Source organism: Jiella endophytica (assembly GCF_004519335.1).
GTDB lineage: Bacteria > Pseudomonadota > Alphaproteobacteria > Rhizobiales > Rhizobiaceae > Jiella > Jiella endophytica.
The window spans coordinates 48459-60273 of sequence record NZ_SOZD01000004.1; the positions used below are offsets into that span (position 1 = coordinate 48459).

Below are 11815 nucleotides of genomic sequence, written 5' to 3' on the forward strand. Positions count from 1 at the left end.
AGCCAAGTTCGAATGACTTCGAACGGCTGAACAAGAGCAAACTCCTGTCATTCCGCGCCGCTGAACGAGTAAACTGAGCGCGAAAATTGCCCAGCGCAGATCTTCCAGCGGGCCGTATCAGTGCATTATAATGCAACCTGTCGGAGTCGCCTTGCGGCAGATCAAAGGCTGGTGGCGGCACCGGCGTTACGGTCGATTCGTAAATGAGCCTTCCTTTCTGGTCAGTTGCTCTTGCGAGGCCCCGATGCCCCGGAATCTCAGACATCTTCTCACCGTTACCGCACTCTCACTCGGCCTTGCAGGCCCGGTCCTAGCGGATGACCTTCTCGACGAGGCGAATGCGGTATTCAAACCGCTCCCCTCGACGATCCCGGCCGTCAGGGACAATCCGATCACCAAGGAGAAGATCGAGCTCGGCAAGGCGCTGTTCTTCGATCCGCGCATGTCGGCTTCCGGCGTCTTTTCCTGCAATTCCTGCCACAACCTCGCGACGGGTGGCGACGACAATCTCGAGACCTCGATCGGCCACGGCTGGCAGAAGGGGCCGCGCAACGCCCCGACGGCGCTCAATGCCGTCTTCAACGAGGCGCAGTTCTGGGACGGCCGTGCCGAGGATCTGAAGGCGCAGGCGAAGGGCCCAGTCCAGGCCGGCGTCGAGATGGCCAACACGCCCGACAAGGTGATCGCCACGCTGAAGTCCATGCCGCAATATGTCGAGTGGTTCGACGCGGCATTTCCCGAGCAGGGCGATCCTGTGACCTTCGACAATTTCGCCAAGGCGATCGAAGCGTACGAGGCGACCCTGCTCACTCCCGCCCCGTTCGACGCCTATCTGAACGGCAACGACGCGGCGCTTGGCGATCAGGAGAAGGCCGGGCTTGCAACCTTCATCGACAAGGGCTGCGCCTCCTGCCACAGCGGCATCAATGTCGGCGGCAACGGCTATTATCCGTTCGGGCTGATCGAGAAGCCGGGCGCCGAGGTGCTGCCGGAAAAGGACAAGGGCCGCTTCGCAGTGACCGCGACGGCGGACGATTCCTACGTCTTCCGCGCCGCGCCGCTCCGCAACATCGCCCTGACCGCCCCCTACTTCCATTCCGGCAAGGTATGGGACCTGAAACAGGCGGTGGCCATCATGGGCACCTCGCAGCTCGGCGAGCACCTCACCGATCAGGAGATCGACGATATCGTTGCCTTCCTCGGCTCGCTGACCGGCGAAGTGCCGCAGGTGATCTATCCGGTGCTGCCGGCCGAGACAGCCGGGACGCCACGTCCGACCGAAGACGTGATCCCCGGCAAATAGCCATCGGCGAGCCACGCGTCGAAAGCCACCGGGGCGGCGAAAGCCCGCCGATGTGCGACGCGGGGCTTCACGCCAAAAAGCGACAATCGCTCACCACCGCTTCCTCTCCTCGGCCTCTCCTGTCGACTCCTTCACGCCGAGCCCAACGGCGGGTATCGCCAACCACGCGGCCTGCCGCCGCCCGGGCGACATTCCTTCAAACCGTCACCTTCCGGTCTTTACCGCGCCGCAACAAGCGCTAACCTCGCCTTAGGGAGGACCGGACATGCCGGCGCGATTTTGGCGTCGCCGGCGGGGCATGGAGGGGTCGATCCCGTATGAAGACTGTCGACGGTTTCTTCGAACGACTGAGCACCGCCCTCAACTGGCTGCCCGGCGAAGTCGTCGGCATCATCCTGATCATTGTCGCGGCGGGGATCGCCGTCGGCCTCCACGCGCTCGCCGTGCGGCTGATCCGGCCGATGCTCGGCCGGGGCAACGGCTACTGGCGCACGCTGCTCATCCGCACCCGTGGGCCGACCCGCCTCGCCTTCCTGATCATCCTGATCAGCGCCGCAGTGAAGGCGGCGCCCTTCCGCGCCACCGACGAGGCGATCCTCACCCAGATGTTGGGCGTTGCCTTCATCTGCCTCGTCGGCTGGACGATCCTGCGGGCGCTGCAGATCTCCTCAGAGCTTCATCTCAGGCGCTACAAGCTCGACGTCGACGACAATCTCGCGGCACGCAAGCACGTCACCCAGATCCGCATTCTGCTCAGGGCCGCGAGCGTCCTGATCTTCATCCTCACCGCGGCGGCGGTGATGATGAGCTTCGAGAGCGTCCGCCAGTACGGCGTCTCGCTGCTCGCCGCGGGCGGCGCCGCCGGCATCGTCGTCGGCCTCGCCGCCCAGCCGGTGCTCTCGAACCTTCTTGCCGGCATCCAGATCGCCATCACCCAGCCGGTGCGCATCGAGGATGCGGTGGTGGTCGAGGGCGAATGGGGCTGGGTCGAGGAGATCACCATGACCTATGCCGTCGTAAGGCTCTGGGACTGGCGCCGTCTTGTGCTGCCGATCAAGTATTTCATCGAGCAGCCCTTCCAGAACTGGACCCGCGAGACCGGTGCGATCATCGGCTCGGTGATGATCTATCTCGACTATACCGCGCCGGTGGCGGCGATCCGGGCGAAGGCCGAGGAATTCGCCCGTGCCTCGCCGCTCTGGGACCGGCGGGTGGTCAACGTCCAGGTCTCGGACGCCAGGGCGGAGACGATCGAGTTGCGCATCCTCGTCTCGGCCAACACCTCGCCGAGGACTTGGGATCTGCGCTGCGAAGTGCGCGAGAAGGTCATCGACTGGCTGCAGCGCGAGCATCCCGGCTGCCTGCCGCGCCAGCGCATGGAGCTGACCGGCGGCCCCGCCGGAGACGAGGCGCCCTGGCGCAGGGTTCGCGCGAACGCCTCGCGTAGCGAGCCGGCAGAGCCGGTGCCGGCGGAATAGCGGCCGGTTAGGCCCCGCCTCAGCCTCCCTGCCGCTCCCCGAACAGATCCCGCTGGTTCTTCTCGATCTCCTCGGCATAGCGCTTCCTGACGAAGCTTTCCGACAGAAGGCCGAGCACCTTGTCGCCCTCGCCGACGACGGCGAGTTCGTCGGCGCTCGCCGTGTCGAAGGCCTCCATCACCCGGGCGATGTCCATCTCGGGCCGCAGTGCCGTGTCGCCGAGCACCGCGAGATCGGAAACCGGCGCCGCGGTGTCGACGCTGTCGGCATAGGCCGTCGGGGTGACGACGATGCCGGCATAGCGGTCCTGGTCGTCGACGAGGACCACGCGTGAGGTGGAGCCGAGCGGAAAGCGCCGGCGGAACTCGGCGATGGTGAGGCTCGCCGGCGTCGCCCGGGTCTCGCGGCGCATCATCCGGCCTGCGGTCAGCGTCTTCACCCAGCCGACATCCCGCGCCGAGCGGATCGTCTCGCCTCTCAAGTGCAGCCGCCAGGTCGAGAAGGAATAGCCGAAGAGGACGCGCACCAGCGTGCTCGCGACCAACGAGCCAACGAGGACGACGCCGGTCAGCGACAGGTTCTGGGTCGTCTCGAGGACGAGCATCGCCATGGTCAGCGGCCCGCCGATCACCGCGACGGCGAGCCCCGCCATGCCGACGAGCGCCGCATGGGGCGTCACGACAACGACATGGCCGGTGACGAAGAACAGCGCGTCGGCATAGAGCTGGCCGAACAGCGAGCCGACGAAGAGCGATGCGAAGAACAGCCCGCCCCGAAAGCCGAAGCTCAAGGAGACGATCGAGGCGGCGCATTTGGCCAGGATGACGGTGATGACGAAGAGCGTCGGCGCACCGCCGGAAATGTCGAGATAGAGCGCCGAATGGCCGGAAGAGAGCGCCTGCGGCGTCAGGAAGGCGATCGGCATCAGCAGGGCGCCGCCGATCGCGGGCTTCGCCCATGGCGGCAGCTTCAGCCGCTTGGTCAGCGCCTCGACGTCGGAGATGAAGCGCATCAGGAAGATGCCGAGCCCGGCGCAGAGGGCGGCGAGCGCGACGTAGAGGAGATAGTGCGACAGATCGATCGGCCCGGAGCCGCCCGAGGCGATCAGATAGGGCGTCTCGCCGAGGCTGCGGGCGGTCAGCACCGCAGCGACGCAGGCCGCCGCCACCGGCGCGATGGTCGAGGGCGTATAGGCGCCCATGACGATCTCGAAGGCGTAGAAGGCGCCGGCGAGCGGCGTACCGAAGGCCGCAGCGATGCCCGCTCCGGCGCCGGCGCCGACCAGGGTGCGAAGGTCGGAGCGGCGCACCGCCAGCCAGCGCCCGGCAAAGGAGGCAAAGCCCGAGCCCATCTGCGCGTAGGCCGCCTCGAGCCCCACTGAGGCTCCGAAGCCGTTGGAGATCAGCGTCTGGCCGGAGACGATCAGGCTGTCTTTCATCGACATCTGTCCGCCATGCAGGGCATTCGCCTCCACCGCATCGACGAGGGCGCGGCGGCGGGCCCTGACGACGAGGGTGAACAGCGCCAGCGCGACGCCGCCCGCCGGCAAGGCGAGAAGCTGTGTCCAGGAAAGGTGTGGCTGGGTGCTCAGCCGGTCGGAGAGCGACAGACCGTAGAGCAGCGCCTGGATCGAATGGGCGGCGAGCTGCAGGCCGACCGTCAGCGCCCCGGCAATCGCCCCGAGGATCGCCGCAAGCGCGGTGAACCAGATCTCGTTCGAGCGGAACTGTCCGCGGGCAAATTCGGCAAGGCGCGACAGCCGGCCACCTTCGTCCGGAGCTCTGTCGCCGGCGGTGGAAACTGGTGTGTTGACGGAGGACATCGGGAGGAGCGGCTTGGCTGGCGGAGGGAGCGCCGGGCGGGATCGCCGCCGGACGCAAGGGTTCTCTGCCACAGGCCTCGCCGGCTTGCCACCCGCCGCAGCGGGGCGGGGCAAAAATCCCGGGCAGTTCTCCCCCCGCGTGTCCTCGCGGCGGGCGATCCTGCGCGGAAGCAAGGCATGGCGGTCCTGCAATGCGAGACTGCCCTTGCGATTGCGAGATCACGCAATGGTTGATATGTTTTGAATATTATTCAGTGACGCGACGACGCGCGCATGACCTCAGAATGCGGGGACAGATCCAAAGAGGCGATTGACATTCCCTTACGGAATCGTGAGGCGATGGGAAGACGGAGGTTCGACAGGCGGCAGCCGCCAGGCCTCGGCAGACGGGAACAAGCGCAAGGCACGATGGATCGCGGATGAGCGAGACGGCGAACAGACTGACCCGCGCCCTCGACGGCCTCTATGATGCGCTCGAGCACGAAAGCGACCTGCAGGAAACCACCCGCCTCGGCCTCGAGGCGACGGGAGCCGACCGCTTCAACCTGATCACCGCGGGCAGCGACGGCGCCGCCAGGCAGTTCACCCATCCGTTCGATCCGGAATCGGCACTCGAATATCTCACCGCCTATCTGCCCCGCGACGTGCGATTTCCGCGGCTTCTCGCCCGCCAGAGCGGCTTCGTGACGACACGGGACCTGATGACGGCGGAGGAGATCGCCCGCTGCCCGGTGCATCAGGAGTTCTATCGCCGCCATCCCGAATGCTGGAACATGTCGATGGTGTTCGGCCGCAGCGAAGGCGGCATCGTCGCGGTGACGGCCCATCACGGCCGCAACCGCCCCGGCCTCGACCGCGACGGCGAGACGGCGCTGATGGTTCTCGCCAACCAGCTGGCGCGGATCGCTCATCTGAAGGACATCCTGCCGGCAGGCGGGATCGGCCGCGACGGCGCGCTCGCGGCCTTCGACGGACTGCCGGATCCGATCGCCATTTTCGACGTCAATGGCCTCGTCATCCATCTCAACCCGCCCGCCCGCAGCATCATCAAGGCGCGCAACGGCCTTCGCCTCTCCGGCCGGCGCCTGCTCGCCACCCAGCCGGAGGTCAGCGACACGATCACCCGCGCCATCGGCCGGACGGTCCGCGTCCTGTCCTATGCGGCCTACAGCCTGCCGAACCCCGTGCCGGTGCCGCGGCCGAACCATCCGACGCCGCTCTTCCTGCGCTTCTTTGCAGCCCCTTCCGGGGAGGGGCGCGGCCGCTACGGCATCGTCAAGATCGTCGATCCGCAGGAAAAGCGGCTGCCGGATGTCGCCTTCATCAGGAGTGCCACCGGCCTTTCCAATGGCGAGGCGACGCTCGCCATCGGCATCTATCAGGGCCAGACGGTGAAGGGTTTTGCCGAACAGGCCGGCCTGTCGGAACAGACCATCCGCAAGCGCCTGAAACACGTCTGCGAAAAGCTCGGCGTGCACCGCCAGTCGGAGATCGCCATGCGCATCGCCGCCCTTGCCAACGTCTGACCGGATCGCGTCGGCCGGGCCGTGCTCCTCACAGGACGAGACCTGCAAAGAGCGGAAATCGCTTTGGCCTTTCCATTGTTAAGGCAAGCGAGGAAAACCGATGCCCCCGTTTGGGGGCTGGTCAAAACCGCCGGCACGCGCATTCTGCGTGCACGCCAAAATACACGAGTTCAGCGAACTCTTTCGCTCGCTTCAACGCCCCAAAAGCGAGCCGAAAGGTGGGACCAGCGCGGCCGCGAGGCCGCGCTGGCTCGTTTTGGCACAGCTCTGCGACATTCGCGGCAGTTTTCCCCGCGCCAGCCATGGAAGATCAGACGACCGGCAATAGGTTGACCGCGAGCGCCCGACCGACCGCCCGGATCGCCGCCAGTGGCGCTGACCGAAACACCGACCCGCCAGCCGGAGTTCGCGCCTGTCATGACCATCCTGTTTGCCGCACTCACCTTGTTGCTTCTTGCGGCGAGCGGCATCTCCTTTCTGCGGATTTCCCACGGCTTCGTTCGGGTCTTCTCCTTTCCCCGCCTGCAGATCCTCGGCCTCGCGCTGATCCTCGCGGTGCTCGCGCTGCTGCTGGTCGACAGCCCGGCCCGCGACTGGATCGCCGGCGGTCTGCTCGTCGTCGCCGGCATCCAGGCCGCCTGCATCGCCCAGTTCCTGCCGCTGCGGCGGGTGCAGTCGAAGCGCTACGAGGGTCGGCCGGATACGCCTGACCGGGTCTCGATCCTCTCCTACAATGTGAAGATGTCGAACCGGCGCTACCTCGACGCCGTCGAACTGGTGCAGCAGGAGCGCCCCGACATCGCCCTGTTCATGGAAGTCGACGACGGCTGGGCAAAGGCGCTGGAGGACCTCGGCGAGACGATGCCGCATGTCGTTTCCAAGCCGCTCGACAACAGTTACGGCATGATCCTCTATTCGCAGCTGCCGCTCGCCGATGTCCGGGTCGCCAATCTGGTGATGGACGACGTGCCGTCGATCATCTGCGAGGTGGAGCTGCGAAGCGGCCGCAGCTTCCGCCTTTACGGCGTCCATCCCGAGCCGCCGGTGCCCTATGCCGATTCGGCGGGGCGCGACGCCGAACTCGTCAGGGTGGCGCGGCTCGTCGACGAGGACGACCTGCCGGCGATCGTCTGCGGCGACCTCAACGACGTCGCCTGGTCGCACACCACACGGCACTTCCAGCGCATCTCGCGGCTGCTCGATCCGCGGGTCGGGCGCGGTTTCTACAACACCTTCGACGCGCGCTATCCGCTGCTCCGATGGCCGCTCGACCATCTCTTCCACAATGCCCGCTTCGACCTCATCAGCATGCGGCGGCTCCGCCATATCGGCTCGGACCATTTCCCGATGCTGTTCGCGCTGGCGCTCACCCGCGACGCCGAGGGGGCCGACTATCCGGCGGAGGCGAATGGCACCGACAGGGAAGAGGCGCGCGCCATCGTCGAGGACGCCGAGGAGCTCGACCGCGAGGCGATCGGCAGCGACTGGGAGAAGTAGGCGGCGGGCCGTCGGCGAGAGGATGCCGGAGCATCGCTGCCGGCACTTCGCCACTGTCCTGAGATCCGCCGCGCCCGGCAGGTCGGCGCCCGATCTGCGGTTTCGCAACAGACGCGCATCGCCCTGCCCATCCCGCAAGCAGAACTGCCCAATCCTTCCGCATCCGAGGGAACGATGACGGCTTCGATCCGTTTGAGCCGCAAGGGACCATGCCGATCGTCGACCGGCCTGCACTTGCATGAGCAGGTCGTCGCGGCAAACCACGAAGCGGAGAAACGACATGAGCAACACTGGCGGACGCGTTCCGGACCGTGACCGGACGACCATCGTCAACAACGACCGCGGGCCCGGCGGCAGCGGTGGCTCCGGCTGGCTGATCGCCGGCATCATCATCGTCGTCGTGGTCGTCGGCGGCTATTTCCTCTTCAACGGCAATATGGGCGGCACCAGCAACGAGGCCTCGACGACCCCGCCCGCCGCCACCGAAAGCGCCGCGAGCAACAATGCCGGCGCGAGCGACAGCAGCGGCGACGCGATGACCACCGGCAGCACCACCAACGACCCGGCTGCTCCGGCCGGCGGCAACGGCACGGCTGGCAATGCACCGGCGGGCGATGCGGCCGGCGGCACGAATGCCGGCGGCGAGACCGCGCCCGCGACCAGCAACTGACGGCGCAGCGGAGATTGGCCATGCGGATCGGCGCAATCGCGCTCGCCGGCATCGTCGCGCTCAGCGGCACGGTGGCGGCGCAAGCGGAGAACAGCTGCGGCAAGGATGTCGAGGTGAAGCCGGGCGACACGCTCAGCACCATCGCATCGCGTTGCGGCGTCAGCGAAGGGCTGATCCTGCGGGCCAATCCCCGCATCGACGGTTCGGCCGACCTTCGGGTCGGCCAGACCGTCAGCCTCACCGGGCCGATGGACAAGCTGAAATCGATGGCCTCGAATGCCGGCCAGGAGCTGTCGCAGGCGGCCGACAATGTCGGCTCGCAGGTCAAGTCTTCGGTGCAGGGTTTTCTGAACGACAATCCGCAGCTGCAGTCGAATATCCAGGATCTCGGATCCCGGCTCGTCCTCTCGAATGGCGAGGCACCGGCCGAGGTGACGCTCGATCCCGCACGGCCCACCCCCGGCCAGACGGTGACGGTATCGGCGACGGGACTGCCGAAGGATACGCCGGTGCTGATCGGCGGCGGCGATCCCGGCTCGGCCTTCGCCGAACTCGACAAGGCCCGCACGACGCCCGAGGGAACGCTGCAGGCAGCCGTGAAGCTGCCCGACGCAATCACCGGCGAGCGCTACCAGATTTCGGTGCGGGACGAGGATGGCGCGTGGAAAGCCGAAGCCCCGGCATTCGACGTCGCCCGCTGACGGCCGGCCTGAAGAGGCATCCCGGCGGCGGGCGGCGACGGCGGCAAGCCAGGCCATCGTCGATGCCGGCCCGCAGCATGCTGCGGCGAGACCCATCGGAAGCGCAGACTGGCCCCGTCGCCCGGCTTGGGTGACGGGGCCTTTTTCGTGAAGCCTTGAGGGAAGCCGCGCGCCACGGGCGGTAGCAATCGGCCGCGTTTCTTGCCATATAGGCCGCAAATCTCCGCATCCGGTCCGATAAGTCTTGGCGAACACCACTGCCCCCTTTGCCCGCATGAATGGCTGCGGCAACGAAATCCTCGTCGTCGACCTGCGTGAGACCTCCGCGCAGATCCGGCCCGAGGCTGCGCGCAGGCTCGGCGAAGGTGCCGAGACCCACTTCGACCAGATCATGGCGATCCACCGGCCGCGCACCCCCGGTACCGACGCCTATGTGCGGATCGTCAACCGTGACGGCTCCGACGCGCAGGCCTGCGGCAACGGCACCCGCTGCGTCGTCCAGGCGCTGTCGGCCGAGACCGGGCAGAAGCGCTTCACCTTCGAGACGGTGGCGGGGCTGCTCCTTGCCGAGGAGCACGAGGACGGCTCGATCTCCGTCGACATGGGCAGGCCGCGCTTCAGCTGGGACGAGATCCCGCTCGCCGAGGAATTCCGCGACACGCGCGCGATCGAACTGCAGATCGGGCCGATCGACGCGCCGGTGCTGCATTCGCCCTCGGTGATGTCGATGGGCAACCCCCATGCGGTGTTCTGGGTGAAGGAGGACGTCGAAACCTTCGCCCTCGACCGCTTCGGCCCGATCCTGGAAAATCATCCGATCTTTCCCGAACGGGCGAACATCTCGATCGCCAGGGTCACCTCGCCTTCCTCTCTGACCATGCGCACCTGGGAACGCGGCACCGGCCTCACCCGCGCCTGCGGCTCCGCAGCCTGCGCCGCTGCCGTCTCGGCCGCGCGCACCCGGCGCACCGGCCGCGAGGTGGCGGTGACCCAGCCGGGCGGCACGCTGTCGATCCTCTGGCGCGACGACGACCATGTGATCATGACCGGCCCGGCCGAATGGGAATGGTCGGGCACACTCGATCCCGCGACCGGCGCCTTCGACCGCGACACGGCCGATAGCGGCGAGGAACGGGTGATCGGCTGATGGGCGTCGAGATCGTCTCTTTCGGCTGCCGGCTCAACACATACGAGTCGGCGGTGATGAAGCGCGAGGCCGAGGAAGCCGGCCTCGGCGAGGACGCGCGCGGCGCCATCGTCTTCAACACCTGCGCCGTCACGGCCGAGGCGGTGCGCCAGGCGCGCCAGCAGATCCGCAAGGCAAGGCGCGAGAACCCGGACGCGCGCATCGTCGTCACCGGCTGTGCGGCGCAGACCGAGCCGGGCCGCTTTGCCGAGATGGCCGAGGTCGACGCGGTGATCGGCAATGCCGAGAAGCTGACCGCCAAGAGCTATGCCAGGCTGCCGGATTTCGGCGTCGCCGCCGAGGAGAAGATCCGCGTCAACGACATCATGAGCGTCACCGAGACGGCCGGCCACATGATCGACGCGATCGAGGGCCGCTCGCGGGCGATCGTGCAGATCCAGAACGGCTGCGACCATCGCTGCACCTTCTGCATCATCCCCTATGGCCGCGGCAATTCCCGCTCGGTGCCGATGGGCGCCGTGGTCGAGCAGATGAAGCGGCTGGTCGATACGGGCTACAACGAGGTGGTGCTGTCCGGCGTCGACATGACCAGCTGGGGGGCCGACCTTCCCGGCACGCCGAAGCTCGGCGACCTCGTCCAGACAATCCTGCGCCATGTTCCCGATCTGAAGCGCCTGAGGCTCTCCTCGATCGATTCGATCGAGGCGGATGCGGCGCTGATCGAGGCGGTGGCCTCGGAGCGGCGCTTCATGCCGCATCTGCATCTGTCGCTGCAGGCCGGCGACGACATGATCCTGAAGCGGATGAAGCGCCGGCACAGTCGCGCCGATTCCATCCGCTTCTGCGCCGATATCCGGGAAAGGCGGCCGGACATCGTCTTCGGCGCCGACATCATTGCGGGCTTTCCGACCGAGACCGAGGGGATGTTTCAAAACTCGCTGAAGATCGTCGAAGAATGCGGGCTGACCCTCCTCCACGTCTTTCCCTTCTCGCCCCGCGAGGGGACGCCGGCAGCGCGGATGCCGCAGCTCGAAAAGCCGGTGATCAAGGAGCGTGCCGCCAGGCTGCGGGCGCTCGGCGACGCTGCCCATGCGGCGCATCTCGGCCGGCTGGTCGGCAGCCGGCAGAGCGTCCTCGTCGAGCGCGAAGGGCTTGGGCGGACGGAGGATTTCACCCTCGCCCGGCTCGATGGCGGCCTCCCCGGCGAGATCCTCGACACTATCATTACCGGGACGGCCGACGGCCTCCTGACCGCGCGGCCGGCCTGAGGCGCCTGAAGCAGATCGCTTGAACCAGACCGCGTGAAAGAGACAAGGACGGGCATGGCTGAGAAACAGGGCTTCTTCCGGCGGATATTTTCCTTCGGGGCCGCAAGCGAGGAAGAGCGCACGCCGGAGCATGGCGAGACGCCGCGCCCGAGCGACACCGAGGTCGGCCGGCCCGAGGCGCCCGATCCGGAAGTGAGGCCAGAGGCCGCGGCAAGCTCCGTCGCAGACACCGAGGCAGGCGCCCCGGTCGATGACCAGGGCGGCATCACCCCTTTGAAGCCGACAGACGGCAGCGAGACGACGACGGAAGGCGAGCCGACCGGCGAGGCTCAAAAAAAAACTTCGCTGTCCAGGAGCCGCTGGAACTAGACCCGGCTGAGCTCGAGGCGCATCGCCGCGCCGC

At 67.2% G+C, this 11815-nt stretch carries 10 protein-coding genes; 9 read left to right on the forward strand and 1 reads right to left on the reverse strand.

What is annotated here, in order from left to right; all coding sequences use genetic code 11:
• The first annotated feature begins 244 nt into the window (after window positions 1-244).
• Entirely contained in the window at window positions 245-1303 is a 1059-nt protein-coding gene (locus E3C22_RS13225) for a cytochrome-c peroxidase (RefSeq protein ID WP_134762534.1), read from the forward strand.
• A gap of 317 nt (window positions 1304-1620) precedes the next feature.
• A complete protein-coding gene (locus tag E3C22_RS13230) occupies window positions 1621-2781 on the forward strand; it encodes a mechanosensitive ion channel family protein (RefSeq protein ID WP_134762535.1) in 1161 nt (386 codons plus the stop codon).
• 19 nt (window positions 2782-2800) lie between these two features.
• On the opposite strand, the gene E3C22_RS13235 is transcribed toward E3C22_RS13230, so the two are convergent.
• A complete protein-coding gene (locus tag E3C22_RS13235; RefSeq protein WP_134762536.1) occupies window positions 2801-4603 on the reverse strand; it encodes a chloride channel protein in 1803 nt (600 codons plus the stop codon).
• Window positions 4604-5022: 419 nt separating this feature from the next.
• Here E3C22_RS13235 and E3C22_RS13240 point away from each other — a divergent pair, with 419 nt between their 5' ends.
• The 7 genes from E3C22_RS13240 to E3C22_RS13270 all read left to right on the forward strand — a co-directional run bounded on the left by E3C22_RS13240 (window position 5023) and on the right by E3C22_RS13270 (window position 11781).
• Entirely contained in the window at window positions 5023-6129 is a 1107-nt protein-coding gene (locus E3C22_RS13240; protein ID WP_134762537.1) for a helix-turn-helix transcriptional regulator, read from the forward strand.
• A 369-nt stretch (window positions 6130-6498) separates the two neighbouring features.
• Window positions 6499-7626 (forward strand): endonuclease/exonuclease/phosphatase family protein, encoded by a 1128-nt coding sequence (locus tag E3C22_RS13245; RefSeq protein WP_206026963.1) that lies wholly within the window; start codon window positions 6499-6501, stop codon window positions 7624-7626.
• Window positions 7627-7906: 280 nt separating this feature from the next.
• Window positions 7907-8296 carry a hypothetical protein gene (locus tag E3C22_RS13250; RefSeq protein ID WP_134762538.1) on the forward strand — a complete coding sequence of 130 codons (390 nt, stop codon included), beginning with the start codon at window positions 7907-7909 and terminating at the stop codon, window positions 8294-8296.
• A gap of 20 nt (window positions 8297-8316) precedes the next feature.
• Window positions 8317-8997 carry a LysM peptidoglycan-binding domain-containing protein gene (locus E3C22_RS13255; RefSeq protein ID WP_134762539.1) on the forward strand — a complete coding sequence of 227 codons (681 nt, stop codon included), beginning with the start codon at window positions 8317-8319 and terminating at the stop codon, window positions 8995-8997.
• A 274-nt stretch (window positions 8998-9271) separates the two neighbouring features.
• A complete protein-coding gene (dapF, locus tag E3C22_RS13260; protein ID WP_245515021.1) occupies window positions 9272-10144 on the forward strand; it encodes a diaminopimelate epimerase in 873 nt (290 codons plus the stop codon).
• A complete protein-coding gene (gene mtaB, locus E3C22_RS13265) occupies window positions 10144-11412 on the forward strand; it encodes a tRNA (N(6)-L-threonylcarbamoyladenosine(37)-C(2))-methylthiotransferase MtaB (RefSeq protein ID WP_134762541.1) in 1269 nt (422 codons plus the stop codon). The genes dapF and mtaB overlap by 1 nt, the downstream gene beginning before the upstream one ends.
• A gap of 54 nt (window positions 11413-11466) precedes the next feature.
• A complete protein-coding gene (locus E3C22_RS13270) occupies window positions 11467-11781 on the forward strand; it encodes a hypothetical protein (RefSeq protein WP_134762542.1) in 315 nt (104 codons plus the stop codon).
• Window positions 11782-11815 lie beyond the last annotated feature (34 nt).

Coding starts and splice junctions, on each gene's coding strand:
- E3C22_RS13225 (WP_134762534.1), top strand. CDS start 245: ATGCCCCGGAATCTCAGACATCTTCTCACCGTTACCGCACTCTCACTC.
- E3C22_RS13230 (WP_134762535.1), top strand. CDS start 1,621: ATGAAGACTGTCGACGGTTTCTTCGAACGACTGAGCACCGCCCTCAAC.
- E3C22_RS13235 (WP_134762536.1), bottom strand. CDS start 4,603: ATGTCCTCCGTCAACACACCAGTTTCCACCGCCGGCGACAGAGCTCCG.
- E3C22_RS13240 (WP_134762537.1), top strand. CDS start 5,023: ATGAGCGAGACGGCGAACAGACTGACCCGCGCCCTCGACGGCCTCTAT.
- E3C22_RS13250 (WP_134762538.1), top strand. CDS start 7,907: ATGAGCAACACTGGCGGACGCGTTCCGGACCGTGACCGGACGACCATC.
- E3C22_RS13255 (WP_134762539.1), top strand. CDS start 8,317: ATGCGGATCGGCGCAATCGCGCTCGCCGGCATCGTCGCGCTCAGCGGC.
- dapF (WP_245515021.1), top strand. CDS start 9,272: ATGAATGGCTGCGGCAACGAAATCCTCGTCGTCGACCTGCGTGAGACC.
- mtaB (WP_134762541.1), top strand. CDS start 10,144: ATGGGCGTCGAGATCGTCTCTTTCGGCTGCCGGCTCAACACATACGAG.
- E3C22_RS13270 (WP_134762542.1), top strand. CDS start 11,467: ATGGCTGAGAAACAGGGCTTCTTCCGGCGGATATTTTCCTTCGGGGCC.